Source organism: Aequorivita vladivostokensis (genome assembly GCF_000952855.1).
Lineage (GTDB): Bacteria > Bacteroidota > Bacteroidia > Flavobacteriales > Flavobacteriaceae > Aequorivita > Aequorivita vladivostokensis.
In genome coordinates, this window is the sequence record NZ_JSVU01000004.1 from 352,302 (window position 1) to 368,892 (window position 16,591).

Here is a 16,591-nt window from a genome sequence, read left to right on the forward strand (position 1 = left end):
AAGAGTACTTTGTTGTGCATATAAAGGCAAACATATACAACTTTAAAGTATTATTTGTGCATAAGAAACTAATAAGATGAGTGAGATAAAAATACACGAACTTCCTCCTAATACAAATTGTGAGACGGTGCCAATTTTAAAAGCACTTGCTAAGGCCAGTAGAGCTTTGGGTGAACTAAAGGGAGAGGTTAAGAAGATTCCTAATTCTCAAATTTTAATTGATACTTTATCCCTCCAAGAAGCTAAAGATAGTAACGAGATAGAAAACATTGTTACTACAGATGATGAATTATATCAAGCTGCTGTTGATGAAAATATAACTTCTGTTGCTGCTAAGGAAGCTACTAATTATGCTGATGCATTAAAGTTTGGATATAATATTATTAAAACAAAAGGAATATTAACTACTAATGACATTATAAAAATTCAACAAAGGATTGCACCTCATCATCCTGTAAGAAAAATTCCTGGAACGGTTTTAAAAAATCCTAGAACTGAGGAAGTAGTATTTACTCCTCCTCAAAACATCAAGGAGATAAACAATCTTTTGAATAATTTAGAAATCTATATAAACACCCCTGAATTCCATAATATTGATTGTTTAATAAAAATGCCCATCATCCATTTTCAATTTGAAAGCATCCATCCATTTTATGACGGCAATGGAAGAACAGGAAGAATATTGAATATGCTTTATTTGGTACAACAAAACTTGTTGGATATTCCCGTGTTATATTTAAGTAGCTATATAATAAGGAATAAGAATGATTATTATAGATTGTTACAAGAGGTAAGAACAAAGAGTTCTTGGGAAGAATGGATTATATGGATGCTTGTTGGAGTCGAGAAAACAGCTTTGGAAACTATTAAAGTGGTAAATAAAATTAAAATTTTAATGGATGATTATAAAAATGAGATTAGAACAAATTTTAGTTTTTACAGCCACGACTTAATCAACATCATTTTTAAACATCCATATACAAAAATTGATTTTTTAGAAAGAGAGTTGGGAGTACACAGAAATACCGCTAGTAGTTATTTAAATACACTTGCAAGACACGGTTTATTAACCAAGGTTAAAATTGGCAAAAGAAATTATTACATAAATCAAAAGCTTTTCAATATTCTAACCAAAAGATAACAGTATTAATATTTATGGAATTAAAACCATATCAACATAGAGTTATAAAAGATTTAGAACATTTCTTATTATATATACAAAAAGAGCCTACACCCTCAAAAGCATTTAATCAGTATTGGGAAGATAAATTAGGAATTCCATATACCCCCCAGTTAGATGGTTCTTTTACAGGAATGAAACCCTACAAAGATAATATACCCAATGCAGTTCATATTGCAATAAAAGTACCTACTGCTGGCGGTAAGACCTTTATAGCTTGTAATGCTCTACATACTATAAATAAACAGTTCAATCAAGGAAATACAAAAGCAGTAGTTTGGCTAGTGCCTTGGTCTAATTTGTTGCAACAAACAGTTAATAACCTATCTAACCCTAGCCATCCCTACAGGGAAAAATTAAATAGTTTATTTGGAAACAGAGTTGAGGTTTATGAAAAAGACCAGTTGTTACAAGGTGCTAATTTTAACCCTACTTCAGTAACAGAACAACTCAATATTTTTGTATTTAATTTCAGCAGTTTACGTATTAATTCGAGGAAAAAAGAGGACAGAAAAGTATTCCAAGAAAATGGAGCTCTAGAGAGTTTTAGAAACACGATTGTTTCAAAAGACCTAGTACTGCCAGATACAGATGAAACAGCCTTAATCAATGTAATAAGAAGCTTGAATCCTATTGTAATTGTAGATGAAAGCCATAACGCAGAAAGTGATTTAAGCGTTGAAATGCTTAGAAATCTAAATCCATCTTTGGTACTTGATTTAACTGCTACTCCCAAAGAAAACAGCAACATTATTTCTTTTGTAAATGCACTTGCACTTAAAAAGGAAAATATGGTTAAACTTCCTGTGGTAGTTTATAATCACCATAAAAAAGAAGAAGTAATCACTAGTGCTTTGCACCTTCAAAGACAATTGGAGTTGCTGGCTATTGAGGAAGAAAAGCTGACTGGAAAATACATTGGACCAATCATATTATTTCAAGCCCAATCAAACATTAAAGGAAAGGACAATACTACATTTCAAAAGATAAAAGAGCAATTAGTTAAGCTTCAAATTCCAGAGGAACAAATCAAGATTAAAACAAGTGGGATTGATGAGTTAAAAGGTATAGACCTAATGGCCAAAGGCTGCCCAGTTAAATACATTATTACAGTAAATGCCTTAAAAGAAGGTTGGGATTGTCCTAATGCCTATATATTAGCCTCCTTAGCTGATAAATCTTCTGCTGTTGAGGTAGAGCAGATTTTGGGTAGGGTATTAAGACAGCCCTATGTTGTTAAACATAAGGAAGCACTTTTGAATATGTCTTTTGTTTTGACAGCTTCCTCAAAATTCAATGAGACTTTAGATAGCATAGTAAAAGGATTACAAGAATCTGGTTTCAGTAAAGATGATTATTATGCAGAAGAAGCTCCAGAAGAAGAACTAACACCAAATGAAATTTTAAATCAAGATTTGTTTTCAGAACCTAAACCAGATGATTATGTGCAATCTGATGAAGATTTTGATATTAATAAAGTTGAGTTTAATCCAAACGAAGAAGTAACCTTAGAAACTATTAAACAGCAAAATACTATAGTTTCACACATAACAGAAAAAGCAAAAGTTGAGGGGCAAACTTTTGAGCAAAAGGTTGATGAACTTGAAATTGATGATACTACTTCCATTTTTACAGATATTATGAAAACTTCACCAAAAATCTATAGAATAGATGCTCAATTTAAAGAAGTAGCAAATGCTATCCAATTACCTCAGTTCTTTAAAAAAGTTGAGGAAAGCCAACTGGAAGAGGTTAGTTTGTTTGAAGAATTAAATTCTGAAGACCTCTACTTAAATAAGGTGAGTTTGTTGGATGGTTTTAAACTTTCAAATTACAGCACACAAATAACTTTTGATGAGATTTCCAAGGAAATATATGCAGTAGATTTTAATGAGCAAAAGAAGACTGCCACTGCCCAAAAAGTGAGCAAAAGAGCTAAAGATATTCTAGTTGATACTATTCTTTCCAAACCTAAAGAATCTCAAGTAAATCAAATCAGTAGCATCATTGTTTCCAAGCTTGGAGATATGACACCAATTTCCCAACAAGAACTCCAAAAATATGTGAGCAGAGTTTTTGACGACTTATCCAGTGAGCAAATTAGGGATATTGTAGATAATGATTTTATCTATGTAAAAAAGATTAGGGACAAAATAAATGACTTGACCAATGAATACGCTAAAGAACGCTTTAAAATACTAATAGATAGCAACAAGATAATTGTAAAAGAGAACTATTCATTTCCAGATTCTTTATCATTTTTAAACCCTAGCACTACCATTGCCAAATCCTTATATGACAGGGAAGGCAGTATGAATAATTATGAGCAAAATATGATTATGGAAGTGGCTTCACTTGATAACATAGTGTTTTGGCATAGAAACCTTGAAAGAGGAAAAGGTTTTGCTTTAAATGGTTTTAGCTCCAATCATTATCCTGATTTTATTCTACACACTAAGAAAGGGAATATTATCCTGTTAGAAACCAAAGGAGATGTTTTTGATAATGATGATAGTAAGAACAAGAATATTTTAGGTAAAACTTGGGCTGAAAAAGCAGGAGATAATTTTAAATACTTTATGGTGTTTGAATCTAAACAGGTTGAGAATACATATACAGCTAGAAGTGTGATTGAAGTTCTTAGGGGATTATAATTCATAAATCAATAATCCTCAATATTATTAAGAATTTATCTTTCTTTTTAAGACTTCTAAAACAGGTGGATTTTCAATATTTTCAGGGATAACTACTTCATCTCCTTTTCTAATAATCACACAATCCATATCATTCAATGAAATTTCCCAAGCATTTTTAATGATTAATTCTTTTTTCTCAATTCCTCTAGTTAAGTCAGGTGTAAATTGCCCCTTACTATCTATATAGGCAGGATATAGAGTATAAGAACTGTCTCTGGTATAATAATTAATAAGATTATCAAGATTTTTTGAATCTATTGCATTTAACTCGTGAAATCTAGATGAAACCACAGATACTTCACCTTCTTTTATTGGATTAGTAAAATTACTAGAAACATGAACCCTGTACCAATGGGGGTTTCCTTTATTTACCCCTTTTATAATAGCAATTCTAATTTTATCCTTTTCATCAATCTCACCGATGTCTTTCCTCCATGCATCAAATATTTTCTTACCTGACTCAAAATTTTCAAACAATATAGTTAAGCCTAACTTATGATTTCTATCAATAAAAAAACCAAAAGCTCTCCATTTAGCCTCATCCCATAAATGACTATCAACTATTGAATGTACTTTTCTCTTATTATGTGGGATATTTTTAAAATCTTTTTCCTTTCTAGGACTTTCTTCTTCTTCAATATTAAATTCCTTAATATCCAAATTCATTGGTTCTTTTCTAATATTGTCATAGGTCTTATGTTTCTTTTCTTTATACCAATCCTCAAAGAATAATTTTGGGTCATTTCCATAAAAATCTAACGCAAAAGAGTTATGATTAAAAGCTAAAGAAACTCTATGATAAACTTCTTCTTTTTCAAAAATATTTTTTAAAAACTCCTTAGAGTCATCTATCATAAAATTTTTTGACATTATAGTAGCTATAAAAAATAGAATGTTTTTCCATAACTCATCTCTAAACTTCAATTTGAAAAAATTAGTGCTATTAAGTTCTAACAAAAACTCATTTGATTGTTCTTGCGGTACAATATTTAGAGTTTCAACTTTCTGATTTTCATTTAATCTGATTATAATTTTTTCTGATATTGGAACGACATTATCAAATGATGTAGAAAAAAACCCTTCTAGAATAGCTAATAATGCTTCAGAAATCAAAAATAAATCTTTCTGTTTTGTAAATATAATCTCTATTTCAGCACCTAAAATTATTGTCTTAAATGTTATTTCATTTTCATTAATAAAATCTGTTTCATATAAAAATTGATTTTTTATTGGTTGACTTATTATATTTGACATAAATTCCTTTAATTTTTCTTCTCCAAATTCTTCATTATCTACAGACTCAATAACTTTCTTAGTATGACCTAAAATATATAATAAAGTATCAGAAGAAATTTCTAGCCCCACAGACTCAAAAATATTTGGCGCTATTTTAAATTCTTTCGAAGAATACTCAGAATTTAATATTCTGTTGGATAACGAAATATCTATAAAAGAAAGAGTATTGTCTCTTTCTTCATCTAAATTAATCTCCACCTGTTTCTCTAGAACATTTATTAATTCACACACAGATAATATGGAGGGGATTCTGCCCAAAAGAATTTCATTTTTTGCTAAATCAATTGATATGTCATAAGTTTTCTTATTAACATATCCTTCTTTAAACCAAGTCTTTAAGGACATTGCTGAAGCAAACAATAGACAGTTATGAGATGCCCATAAAAGCCCTAAATTTCTATAAGAATTAGATAGGAGTCGAAGGCTTAATATTAAAAGTTGTTCGCTCTCTTCTTTAGATAATTTGACGATTACCTTACCTAAAAAAACTACAGCATCTTTATACAGGCCCGCATCAAATTTATTAATTGCTCTTCTAATAAAAGTATCACTTGCTGCTAATTCTGAATTTCGCTTTTCATTAATTATAGCGAGGCTCTCTATTAAATTATCATATTCTTTACTTTCGGGAAAAAGCTTTCCAAAAATCATAATAGATTTATAGGTAGAATCAAAAGGGTAACTTAAATGTCCACCTGCACTACATACTATTTCATCTAATTTTGAAAATATTGTTTCACAATCCTTTTCTTCATCTAAATAATCATAGATTAATGAAATATTATATAGAGTTTTAGCAGTTAATGCCAAGGTAAGATGATTTTTATCTTTTGAGGCTATTTCTAAAAGAGTATGGAAAGTTTTCTTTTCGTTTTTAAAGTTTACTGTTTCGTGGAGTTCTTCTTTATGTGTTTTTAATATTGTAAATAATGTACTATATAATTTTATTGAATTAATATTTGCATCACTATTGACAAGTTCTTTTACATATAAATAGTTCTCAACAAATACCTCTAAATCATTAAACCAAAAAATCGAGGTCCAAGCTTGTTGGTAATATATCCTACAAAGTTGATTTTTATTATTAAGCTTTTTTGCAAATCTTAAAGCTCTTAAAAATTTCCCATCAATTACTTCTCTTGAATCCTCTATCTCTCTAGACAGAATAGCACTTTGCAAACAATCTTCGATAAGTTGATAATCTATTTCAAAATACCTCTTAGGGTTTAATATACCTAACTCCAAATCTTCAATCAATTTTCTTCTTTCAGTATCATTTGCTCCTTGAAGAATCTGCTTTTCTTTATAAACATCTGATAAACCTAATGAATCAACAACGACTTGTATTAAATCATTATTTATTATCTTTTCAATAATCCACTCACCATCAAGTATAGTAATATCTATATTGAATTCCTCTTTAAATTTATCTTGTGCATCCTTTTTTTTCTTACTAGAAATTTTACGATTACTAATAAAAAATATTTTGGTATATCCTCTTTTAGTGGATAGAATACTTTTAATATCACTTCTTAATTTACCCCTCCAATCTTCTTTACTAGATATAGCAAATGCCCAATTTTCATCTTTTTTCCAGCCATTATCAGGAACATACCACTTATTAGAAATTTCTTCAGAAACAGGATGTGTTTCGGTATCTGTTTTTCCATCACCACCTCCAGTTGGACCTACTTGAGGAATTAAATTTGGCGCAATAAATTTCTCAGCCAGTTTCCTTGCTAAGGATTCAAATTGGTCTTGTTTCTGATTTACAGATATGTTTTCTATTTCATAGGCTAATACTTCTTTAGATAGTTTTACCTTATATACAGTCTCAGAATCTGAAAAGTATTCAGGTCTCAGGTTTTTATAAAAATCCCTTGGAGTTTTTAAATCAAAGTCTTCATTTTCCATTCAGAAGTAATAATTATCATGAAAGAGAAAGTTACTAAAAATAACCCAACTCCTAATGAAAGAAGTTGGGTGTCATTCAACTCAAAAACCAAGAGTAATTACTATCACCCTCAATTGCCTTTGAGAGACCTTCAGCAAATGTGAAGGCATTCTCATTCCTTTCCAGGAATGTATCAATGTAGGAACTCTTATTGGCTCCCGTGAAAAGATTATAGACATTCCACATAGAAATATCTCCATCTTTATTTCTGCAAAAGCTTTCATCTTCGTAAAAGTCCTTTGCTATTGTATTAAAATGGCTATCTGTAAGCAATAGCTCTGGCAATTTTGCTTTTTCAGCCTTTGGCAAATATTGAAATAATTTTGCCCTACCTATCAATTTTGCAAATTGGCTTTCAGACATTCTCTGCTTCTCAAATTTTGTCATATATGTCAATTGCTTGTCAATGTTATAACCTTCAACTAATTCAATAATATTGTTGTTCAAAACCTCAACACTATCTGCTTTCATCTCACTACTAAAACCATCTGTTGAAATACAAAGGTTACAGCAAACCATATTTTGAAACCCAATAAAGAACTTGAACTTTTCAGGACTTTTTTTACTATACAAATTTTCTTGATTGTAAGCTCTTACACCTCCAATAGTCAATTCCAGCTCATTTCCCCCAATATTGGAAGTTATGGATGGCACTCTTGCTATCCAAGCCATTCTTTCATAATATGTGGTCTTTTGATGGTCCTGCAATTCAGATATTGGTAGTTGAAGCGCATCTGGTGTCCTTCCCTTGATTTGATGACTAATTCTAATTTCGGGTTTGCTGAGGTTTGTTCCCAAAACATTTGCAACACTGGCCATAGCAGATTCAATAAACTGACTGTGGCTAATTGTGATTTCATTGTCCTTGCTGAACACTGGTATTACACAATCTTCCTTTAAATGTGAGAGGCTAACACTTTTCGTATTAGCCTCTATAAAAGGGTTCTTTTTATATCCTTTATTTTCTGAAGGTAGTTCTAAATCTGGTGCATTTTGTTGCTGACCTTCATTAAAATAAATATCTCTATTGTTCTGCCTATTGTGCTGTGCTACTGGTGTGATTTCCATTTTGTGAAAAGTTTTTTGGGTTAATTAATTTTTCCAATTGTTCCTTTTTGGCTAGGTATTCAGTCTTTAATGGCAACTGAAAACTTGGATGTTCTTTGTACAGCTCCATCAACTGACCTACAGATAAACATTCTTCTATTCTTTGCTTCACATCCTGCTCTTTTATAGGAGATGTGCACCATTCTAAAATCCGTTTCCCTGTTGCTGTACTTATCAAGAATTCTGGTCTGCCAGAAAACAGATTGGTTCTGTCCTTGCTTGCAGTTGCAAAATGTTTGATGTCTAAGTCAAAAACAATGGTAAATTCATAGGAAACATCATCCCTTTGCACTGCTTTAAGTCCTACTTTTTCTGGCACAAATTTTCCATCCTTTTGTTGCAATACATAATCCTGTTTTGTTCTCATTGTAGCTATAATGTGGGCATCAGCCTGTAGAATCTTATTGATGAATGCTTTTTGTCTTGGGGTTACCTTATTCCAGTTTGCAAAGGAATTGCCGGGTAACTTTGAATGGAAATCCAAAAGCTCATCCCACACTTGGGAAATGGAATCCAAAATTATTACTTCCATTCCCGCCTTTTCACAAACCTCAATAGCCTCAATATATTTTTCTGGTGTGAAAGGTGGTTGAAGTTGTAATACATTGTAATTACCTAAATGGGCATAAAGGTCAGCTGAGCCATTTTCTGTATCTATTACAGCGACTTTAGCCAAATTATCATTAGTTAGTCCTTTAGCAAGTAAAAGGGAACTTAAACTTTTTCCACAGCCTGAGGAGCCTTGTAAAGCCATTTTAATTTTGGCTTGTTTTCTTTCTGATTGTCGTAATTGCATATTCTTAATTTTTGAAGGTTAATATTATTTTGAATTTGTTAAGTTGGATATGAATAGATTCAGTGTATAATGAAAAAGGCCCTCAATAATGAGAGCCCTTTTTATCAGCTTTATGATGCATATTTCAGTATGGGTTCTTCCAAGAGCTTTGACATAGCATCGTCAATAACAGTATCTTCAAATTCTTTCAAATATGAATTCGTAACACTTACATCACTATGCCCCATTGATTGCCCAATTAAATCTGAAGATATTCCTGCAAACTTCAAATTTGTAGCATAACTATGGCGAATAACATATGAAGTAACATTTTGTTTTACACCTTGGATTTTCGCAATCTCCTTGAGTTGCTTGTTAAATTTTCGCAAGGTTTTATGCTTCCTATTTTCTACTTGCATTGGGGTGAGGTTTTCTTTTAATAAAATTGGAAATACATATCCTGTAGGTCTCTTTTGAGATTGATAATAAGAAATTATCTTTTTAACTGGTTCAGCCATCTTTACAGTAAATCTACCTTTGGTTTTTGAACGAATATATAAAATTCTATCCCCCTGAATATTATCCCATTTAAGCTTCATCATATCAATGAAATTCATTCCACCCATATAATAGCTGAATATCATATAGTTTTTAGTATCAACTAGATGAGGATATTTCTCTGTATCAAGTGCTTCCATCAACTTCATTTCATCTCTGGAAATTGCTTTCTTAATTCCTTTGCCTTTTAGCTTGGAGACTTTGTAGACCTTAAATGGATAATACTTTTCATCTACTATTCCTTTTTTGATTGCATCATTGTAGAGCGCCCTGATTTCTCGCATTTTTAGACCAATTCCACCATCTGTATTTTGTTTACTACGTAAATAGGTTTCATACTTATCAAGTAGGGAAGGGGTAATTTCCCTAAATACCAAACTCTTATTTTTTTGAAATTTAAAAAATGAAGTATATACATCCTTATAGGCTCTGGCATTTCCAGTTCTTCCAGCCTCATTTAAATCTGAAATCTTTTCCTTCCAAAATTCTGAAACTGTAATTTTTGATGATTTTTTCCCTCTGAATTTTTCTTCAAACTGGTTTAGAGTAAAATCAATATTTTCTAATTGAAATTCTGTTATAATTGCTAGTGCTTTTTCCCTTTGTTTAAGCAGAACCCTATTCCTTTGAATATAATTTTTTTCGGTTTTTTTGAATTGCCCCGAATCTTTATCCCAATTGCTTTTTAAACATTCAAGACCTAATGTGATTACTTTAATTTTTCTATCCTTAATAACCTTTAAAACCACTGGATATAAGCCTTTTTTGTTTGCTTTGTTCCTCAATATTATATTTATGCTTGCCATAATTTATTTTTTAGAAGGATGACAAATTCCGGTTATAGTAACTTAGGAATGTGTCACAACTTTTATTTATTAATTAATTCCTCAAATTTTAAAATCAAACTTTTTCTCAGTAAGTTTTTCGTTTTCAATAAATCGTTTTTTTCAAGAAGCTTTTGAAAAGCTATTCGTTCTCTGCTTTTAATGTTTCTGTTTTTCCTTTCTGAAAGCTTTTCCCAATAGTTGAAACTTATATATCTCTCCAACTGGATTATATCTTCACTGGGTATTATTGATTTTGGAGGTATGTCGTCAATTATTATCAGTTCATCAAACCTTTTGAGTAAGTCATTAAAAAGGTTTCTTAGGCAATCTTTTTTCTTCAAATCGTGAATATTAAATACTCCAAAAGGATTAAAGCCCTTGCTGTTTTTATATTTTAATTCAAACCTGATTAGGTCATATTTCAAATTGAATTGTTTTGCCTTATCGTAGATTTTGAAGTAATAATTATAATGATTGAACTGTTTGTATTCTCCCCTACCACCAAACTGTTCATTATGGTTATATAATGCCAGATTGTGAAGTATTATATTGTTTGAAATTACTTGCTCTGCTGGTTTCGATAATTTTAGATTTAAGCCAAATTCCAGTTGTGTAAGCCTAGTAGCTTTTATGTCTGTTAATTTGCTGTCGAGATAATTAATGGTACTGACCAAATCTGAATAAGTAAAATCATTATGGTTATGGCTTCTTTTTGAAACCATTTCATTATAGAGCTTATGGATTGAATTTTTTAGATAAGCCGATTTTTCATTTATACCTAGTTCCATACTACCAATTTTCACCTTGTAGGGGTATCGAATTTCTCCTGAGTGGTATTCCAGCTCAGTTAATAGTTCATCAAAATTTTCCTTCTTGCATACAAAGGGTTCAATTTTACTCTTGTCCTTGTACTGTAGTCTTACAAAATCAATCATAGGACTAGCTTTTTAAATTTCTAGTCAAATACTCCTCAATCTCTAGACTTGTGGAATCAGTTGATTCCACTTGACCCTTCAATATCCAATTATCAATATCTTCCCTCTTGAAGTAGATTTTTTTACCTCCAGGTTGATAAAAGGCTATTTCCTTAGCCTTGGTTTTTTTGTAGAGAGCTGACTTGGATATACTTAAATATTCTGAAGCCTCTTCAATTGTAAAAAATTCCTTCTGCTGTGTGTTAAGTTTTAATAGAAGTTCTTTTATTTCGTTTAATTCATTTTGGATAAATTCCATAACTTTTAATTGTTATGGATGTGCACATCCTGATTAATAATGGCACAAATAAAAGCAACAAAAAACCCTTTGTTTTCAAAGGGTAAGAGAGGGTTAAGGTAAAATGTAAGGTAGAATGTAAGGTTATTTCAGATACCTTGATTTAAGGTCTAAAATTTTAGAATCTATTTTAGATTTTTCATTTTCATTTTTGGTCTTACCCCTTGATAGGGCTGCATAAATATCAGTACTTCTAAGTGGTTTCCCCTGCTTGTTTAAAAAAACCTTACTTTCCTCAATCGCAGAATGGGTAAAGCCGTGAAAGAATTGCTTTAATTGTTCTAAAAAATAGGCTATAATAAAGTTGTTTTGTGTAAAGTGAATTTTTTTCTCTAATAAATGAGGATTTGGTGCTGTGAATGCATTAATAAAATCCACCTCATCAATTTCATCATCGTGAATTATATCTAAAGAATAAGCTACTTCATATAAATCGACATAAAAACTATATTTTAAATCCTTGTTTTTAAAGAATGTTACATCAGATTCCTTAGCTAGATATTTAAAAACTGGATGATGTTCCAAAATACTTCCAAATCTATCTTTAAGGCTATTTAAAATTTGTAACAATGAACTTTCAATCAGAAAAACCTCATCATTTTCAATCTTGCCTGCTCTTTTTAAAAGGGAATTTAAATCGTCATAAAGTCCCGAAAGTACATCTTGTTTTGCTGGAATTGAATCTAAAGCGGATATTTTATCTTCTATTCTTTCAAGAATTGAGGTTTTTTCGAAAACTAAAATTCTATTAAGAAAATCTTCTCGCTTAATAATATCTGTTACAAATATTGGCGTAGCCCCATTATCCTCAACCATTTCATCCTTCATATAATAATCATATACGGGAATAAATTCATAACCTCTGTTTCGAAGTGTACTGTTTCCAACAAAGGAAGCTTTGAGAGATTCAATAGAATTTACAAATAACAAATCAAAGTAGAATGAAAGTATTTGATTGTCGCTATTCATAATGTGGGAAAAAATTTATTGGTAGAATGCGAAAATGTTTAAAATTTATAATATAGAAAAGCCTCTACTAAATTAGTGGAGGCAATCAAATTTCTAGGTTAATACAAATTATTTATTATCAAATGATTTACTATATCTCTTTAAAGCATCATACAAAATTTCAGCATTTTCAGGACCACGAACCCCAATAACCAATTTATAACCAGCCTGCCTTTTATCTCCCCTAATAATATCTGGAAAAACATTAATGTATCCATCTGCCCCTCTCAATGATAGTGCATGAAACTCACAATTCTCAGTAAAATCATATACCTTGGAATATGGATACTGTTCGCCTGTTCTTCTATTTAGTTCTGTCAATCTCAACAAATTATTTTCGAACTGTGCATTATATGGATTTTCTTTTTGCCAAACAAACCCATACTTATTGATATATTCAACAATCAACTCTTTAGTTTCTTCTATTGACATTTCAACATTATCAAAATCCTCAATTTTTAAAATACTTCCATTTTCAAAAATCAATTTTGATACGTTTTTTTTAGGAATAATAAATATTGGGCCTTCTAAATTATCATAACTTTTGTATTTGATTTCATCAACACCAACTTCTAAAATTTTGCTTGAAATTGAATCTTTATTTGTTTTAATAATCACATCCTGTCCATATAAATATGAGGCCATAAATAATGAACTAATAAAAATTAATTTTTTCATATTAACATTTTAAATGCTTTGGTAATAAATCTCAAGATATAAAAATACAAATGTTTAACCTATGTTTAACCCACTAAAAACAGAAAAGCCTCCACATTTCTGTGAAGGCTTGTATTCATTCTGCTCCTCCTCTTGGGCTCGAACCAAGGACCCTCTGATTAACAGTCAGATGCTCTAACCAACTGAGCTAAGGAGGAATTTCGCTTTAGCGGTTGCAAATATACCTATTTTTTAATTCCGTCAAAATAAAAAATGAAACTTTATCAAATTTGTGGCAGATTTGTGGAGAACAATATTTTGGTTCAAAAATCTATAAACCTTCTATTTCTTTGAGGAGCAATTTGTTTGCAGCAGTTTCGCTGTTTTCTAAAACTGTCTTTGCTTCCTCTATTTTATTTCCCTTTAAAAGGGCAAGGGCCAAGTAGAATCTTATTTCTTCAGAAAAAACACTCTTGGATTCTTTTTTGGCCAATTGCAGATATTTTTCGGCTTGGCGCGCGTTGCCATTTGCCAAATTTGCAACCCCGAGAAAATATACCACCGTATCGTTGTCGGGATGGGCGGCGTAAAGAGATTCCCAACGGTGAATGGCTTCAGCATATTCCTTGCGTTTGTAGTTTACCATTCCATGGTAAAAGTCGTAATCTGAGGAAGTCCCCATAGTTGTGGGCAATCCGGGATCGGGTTTAAAATTGGAAGAAAATACTTTTTCGGGAGAGTTGCTATTGTTTAAAATTGCCCAAGTGCTTACGCCAATCAATATTACAAGCGAGGCGGCAAGTGCAAGCCACTCACGCGATAGCCATTTTTTCTGGGGTTCCTCTTTTATTTCGGCGTGATAAGCATCCAGCGTATTTTGGAGGTTCTGTTCCTCAATACCTTGCATCACGGCTCGCTGTTCTTCCACCATAAGACGAAAAGCGGCGGAGCTATCCATGCGGCTATTGAACTCGGCAAGCTCATCTGTGTCCAGTTTGCCCAGCAAGTATGCGTCTATCAGCTCTTGGTTTGCTTGAGTGTTCTCTATTTGGTTATTTGAGTCCATTGGGGATTGTTTGGGTCATTTTTTTTAATTGTTCCTGACAGCGATATTTTGCGTTGCGGGCTGAAGCCTCATCCATTTCCAATATTTGGGCTATTTCTTTGTACGGTTTCCGTTCAAAATAAAACAGCCTTAGCAAGGTCTGGCAACGTTCGCTTAGATTGCCTATGCAATCCATGATTATTTTCACTTTTTTGTTGTTTGATTCTTCAATGTCTATTTCCGGCTCTTCAAATTCTATATCACGATTTATAAAGGTTGTGTTCTTATATTTCACGCTGCGCACCTGGTCCAGCCATTTGTATTTGGCAATCTGAAACAGATAGCCGTTAATGGCAGTCTGGCTCTCTGCGGAAAACCGGTCGTTTTTAATATTTCGCCACATGGCTACGAACGCCTCTTGGTACACGTCCTTGGCCTGCTGCTCGTCGCCGCTGTTTTTGAGTACGTAACGCTTCACCTTTGCAAAGTTGGTTATGTATAAATCCTTTAAGGTGGCAGCATCATTTTGTTTGATGAGTGCTACCGTTCGGTTAAATGGCAAATCGTCTAATTTTTGGATGTTTTGCTTCTGCATGGGTTGTAAAACAATACAGAAAGATACAATTTATCTGCAATCGTTTTATGATTTTTGAACAACTTAGGGTAAATAGCCCTTTTTTTTCGTTTAAATGAACACTTCCTTCTACCTAATATCGTGCAAAAAGTCCAAAAATTGCCTTTGCCATTTTCGAATACATCGGAAGGGACACCGAAATGTCATCGCAAAAGTCCAAAAAAATACTTCGGTTAAATTGCCGAAGTATTTTTAAAAAAGTTTTATAATAGTAGGTTATTATTCAAACAACCAACGATAGATATCGTTTCCGTTGGCAAAGAGCACCAAGGCTATTAAAATGAAAAAGCCGACCATTTGGGCGTACTCCATAAATTTGTCGTTCGGTTTACGGCCTGTTACGATTTCATATAAAAGAAACATTACGTGGCCACCGTCCAAGGCTGGAATGGGCAGGATGTTCATAAACGCAAGTATAATTGAAATCAAGGCCGTGGTGGCCCAAAAGCTCTGCCAGTCCCAAACGTCGGGGAACAGATTGCCAATGGCCCCAAAGCCGCCCACTTGGGTCGCTCCTTTTTTAGTAAAAACGTATTTAAACTGTGCCACATAATCCCTAAAGGTATTATAACCGAATCCAAATCCTCCAACTATGCTTTCACCAAGCGTATATTCTATTTTGGTTTGACCCAACTGCGAACGCAACTTTTCGTTCGAAAAAGTAATGCCAAAAGTTCCTTTATCATCAGGAATAATTTTTAATGTATCCAGCTGATTGCCTCTGGCTATTACCACAATATTTTCATTTCCTTTGTTAGCCTCGGCAATTTTCTGAAATTCATCGAGATACTGAACTTCTTGACCGTTTATTGAAACAATTTTGTCTGCTACTAAAACCCCAGCCTTCTGCGCGGGATAGTCTGCCCAAACTGAATCTATAATTGTACCTTGTCGCGGTGTAAAGGCAGGCATAATACCGCTTTCAAACATTTTTGACCCGGCATCTTCGGGCACTTCAATAATTTCAATACTGCCGTCGGCATGCTTTACTTCTACTTTTGAAACATCGCGAACAAAAATATATCGGTTTATCTCCAATACGTCGTCCAACGGTTCGCCGTTGATGCTTAAGATCTGATCGCCATCCTGAAAACCGTATTCCTTAAATTGTTCGGTTACCGCAAAACCTTGAGGTAGATCGTCGTTCGTGGTAATATTTCGACCATAAACATATAATATGCCCATATAAATAACGAAACCAACAATAATATTTACCGTAACCCCGCCAAGCATAATTATCAATCGTTGCCAGGCCGGTTTGCTTCGGAATTCCCACGGTTGCGGCGGCTGGGCCATCTGCTCCTTGTCCATGCTCTCGTCTATCATTCCCGAGATTTTTACGTAACCGCCCAAGGGCAACCAACCGATTCCATAAACGGTCTCGCCAATTTTCTTTTTGAAGAGCGAAAATTTCACATCAAAAAAGAGATAGAATTTCTCAACACGGGTCTTAAAAAGTTTTGCGGGAATAAAGTGCCCCAGCTCGTGCAGCACAATAAGAAAAGAAAGACTTAAAAGAAGTTGTATAGCTTTAACAGCAAATGGACTCATAGTTTTTTAAATATATTTTTATGAATAGACT

At 32.6% G+C, this 16,591-nt stretch carries 13 protein-coding genes and 1 tRNA gene; 2 read left to right on the top strand and 12 right to left on the bottom strand.

Annotation, left to right across the window (positions count from 1 at the left end):
• The first annotated feature begins 76 nt into the window (after positions 1–76).
• Both MB09_RS08625 and MB09_RS08630 read left to right on the top strand, forming a co-directional pair.
• Positions 77–1,141: a Fic family protein gene (locus MB09_RS08625; RefSeq protein WP_045080488.1), complete on the top strand. Its 1,065-nt coding sequence runs from the start codon at positions 77–79 to the stop codon at positions 1,139–1,141.
• Between the two features lie 14 nt (positions 1,142–1,155).
• Complete coding sequence (locus MB09_RS08630) at positions 1,156–3,834, top strand: DEAD/DEAH box helicase (protein ID WP_045080489.1); 2,679 nt, start codon at positions 1,156–1,158, stop codon at positions 3,832–3,834.
• Positions 3,835–3,861: 27 nt separating this feature from the next.
• On the opposite strand, the gene MB09_RS08635 is transcribed toward MB09_RS08630, so the two are convergent.
• The 12 genes from MB09_RS08635 to rseP form a co-directional block, all read right to left on the bottom strand.
• Complete coding sequence (locus MB09_RS08635; RefSeq protein WP_045080490.1) at positions 3,862–7,086, bottom strand: hypothetical protein; 3,225 nt, start codon at positions 7,084–7,086, stop codon at positions 3,862–3,864.
• A gap of 76 nt (positions 7,087–7,162) precedes the next feature.
• On the bottom strand, positions 7,163–8,194 hold the full coding sequence (locus MB09_RS08640; RefSeq protein WP_045080491.1) for a DUF3871 family protein: 1,032 nt from the start codon (positions 8,192–8,194) through the stop codon (positions 7,163–7,165).
• Positions 8,163–9,029 carry an AAA family ATPase gene (locus tag MB09_RS08645; RefSeq protein WP_045080492.1) on the bottom strand — a complete coding sequence of 289 codons (867 nt, stop codon included), beginning with the start codon at positions 9,027–9,029 and terminating at the stop codon, positions 8,163–8,165. Before MB09_RS08645 ends, MB09_RS08640 begins: the two co-directional genes overlap by 32 nt.
• 110 nt (positions 9,030–9,139) lie before the next feature.
• Positions 9,140–10,372 carry a site-specific integrase gene (locus tag MB09_RS08650; protein WP_045080493.1) on the bottom strand — a complete coding sequence of 411 codons (1,233 nt, stop codon included), beginning with the start codon at positions 10,370–10,372 and terminating at the stop codon, positions 9,140–9,142.
• A gap of 62 nt (positions 10,373–10,434) precedes the next feature.
• Entirely contained in the window at positions 10,435–11,328 is an 894-nt protein-coding gene (locus tag MB09_RS08655) for a hypothetical protein (RefSeq protein WP_045080494.1), read from the bottom strand.
• A gap of 4 nt (positions 11,329–11,332) precedes the next feature.
• Positions 11,333–11,626, bottom strand: a complete 294-nt coding sequence (locus MB09_RS08660) for a helix-turn-helix transcriptional regulator (protein WP_045080495.1) — start codon at positions 11,624–11,626, stop codon at positions 11,333–11,335.
• A 123-nt stretch (positions 11,627–11,749) separates the two neighbouring features.
• Positions 11,750–12,634, bottom strand: a complete 885-nt coding sequence (locus MB09_RS08665) for a DUF6617 family protein (protein ID WP_045080496.1) — start codon at positions 12,632–12,634, stop codon at positions 11,750–11,752.
• Positions 12,635–12,742: 108 nt separating this feature from the next.
• The gene (locus tag MB09_RS08670) at positions 12,743–13,351 is read right to left on the bottom strand and encodes a hypothetical protein (RefSeq protein ID WP_045080497.1); all 609 of its coding nucleotides are present in this window, start codon (positions 13,349–13,351) and stop codon (positions 12,743–12,745) included.
• 123 nt (positions 13,352–13,474) lie between these two features.
• Positions 13,475–13,548, bottom strand: a tRNA-Asn gene (locus MB09_RS08675).
• A gap of 113 nt (positions 13,549–13,661) precedes the next feature.
• On the bottom strand, positions 13,662–14,396 hold the full coding sequence (locus MB09_RS08680; RefSeq protein ID WP_045080498.1) for a tetratricopeptide repeat protein: 735 nt from the start codon (positions 14,394–14,396) through the stop codon (positions 13,662–13,664).
• On the bottom strand, positions 14,383–14,970 hold the full coding sequence (locus MB09_RS08685; RefSeq protein ID WP_045080499.1) for an RNA polymerase sigma factor: 588 nt from the start codon (positions 14,968–14,970) through the stop codon (positions 14,383–14,385). Before MB09_RS08685 ends, MB09_RS08680 begins: the two co-directional genes overlap by 14 nt.
• A 258-nt stretch (positions 14,971–15,228) precedes the next feature.
• On the bottom strand, positions 15,229–16,560 hold the full coding sequence (gene rseP, locus MB09_RS08690) for an RIP metalloprotease RseP (protein WP_045080500.1): 1,332 nt from the start codon (positions 16,558–16,560) through the stop codon (positions 15,229–15,231).
• Between the last annotated feature and the right edge of the window lie 31 nt (positions 16,561–16,591).

Excerpts from the sequence above, each read along its gene's own strand:
- MB09_RS08640 (WP_045080491.1), bottom strand. The coding sequence starts at position 8,194 with ATGGAAATCACACCAGTAGCACAGCACAATAGGCAGAACAATAGAGAT.
- MB09_RS08655 (WP_045080494.1), bottom strand. The coding sequence starts at position 11,328 with ATGATTGATTTTGTAAGACTACAGTACAAGGACAAGAGTAAAATTGAA.
- MB09_RS08665 (WP_045080496.1), bottom strand. The coding sequence starts at position 12,634 with ATGAATAGCGACAATCAAATACTTTCATTCTACTTTGATTTGTTATTT.
- MB09_RS08650 (WP_045080493.1), bottom strand. The coding sequence starts at position 10,372 with ATGGCAAGCATAAATATAATATTGAGGAACAAAGCAAACAAAAAAGGC.
- MB09_RS08670 (WP_045080497.1), bottom strand. The coding sequence starts at position 13,351 with ATGAAAAAATTAATTTTTATTAGTTCATTATTTATGGCCTCATATTTA.
- MB09_RS08685 (WP_045080499.1), bottom strand. The coding sequence starts at position 14,970 with ATGCAGAAGCAAAACATCCAAAAATTAGACGATTTGCCATTTAACCGA.
- MB09_RS08630 (WP_045080489.1), top strand. The coding sequence starts at position 1,156 with ATGGAATTAAAACCATATCAACATAGAGTTATAAAAGATTTAGAACAT.
- MB09_RS08660 (WP_045080495.1), bottom strand. The coding sequence starts at position 11,626 with ATGGAATTTATCCAAAATGAATTAAACGAAATAAAAGAACTTCTATTA.
- rseP (WP_045080500.1), bottom strand. The coding sequence starts at position 16,560 with ATGAGTCCATTTGCTGTTAAAGCTATACAACTTCTTTTAAGTCTTTCT.
- MB09_RS08645 (WP_045080492.1), bottom strand. The coding sequence starts at position 9,029 with ATGCAATTACGACAATCAGAAAGAAAACAAGCCAAAATTAAAATGGCT.
- MB09_RS08680 (WP_045080498.1), bottom strand. The coding sequence starts at position 14,396 with ATGGACTCAAATAACCAAATAGAGAACACTCAAGCAAACCAAGAGCTG.
- MB09_RS08635 (WP_045080490.1), bottom strand. The coding sequence starts at position 7,086 with ATGGAAAATGAAGACTTTGATTTAAAAACTCCAAGGGATTTTTATAAA.
- MB09_RS08625 (WP_045080488.1), top strand. The coding sequence starts at position 77 with ATGAGTGAGATAAAAATACACGAACTTCCTCCTAATACAAATTGTGAG.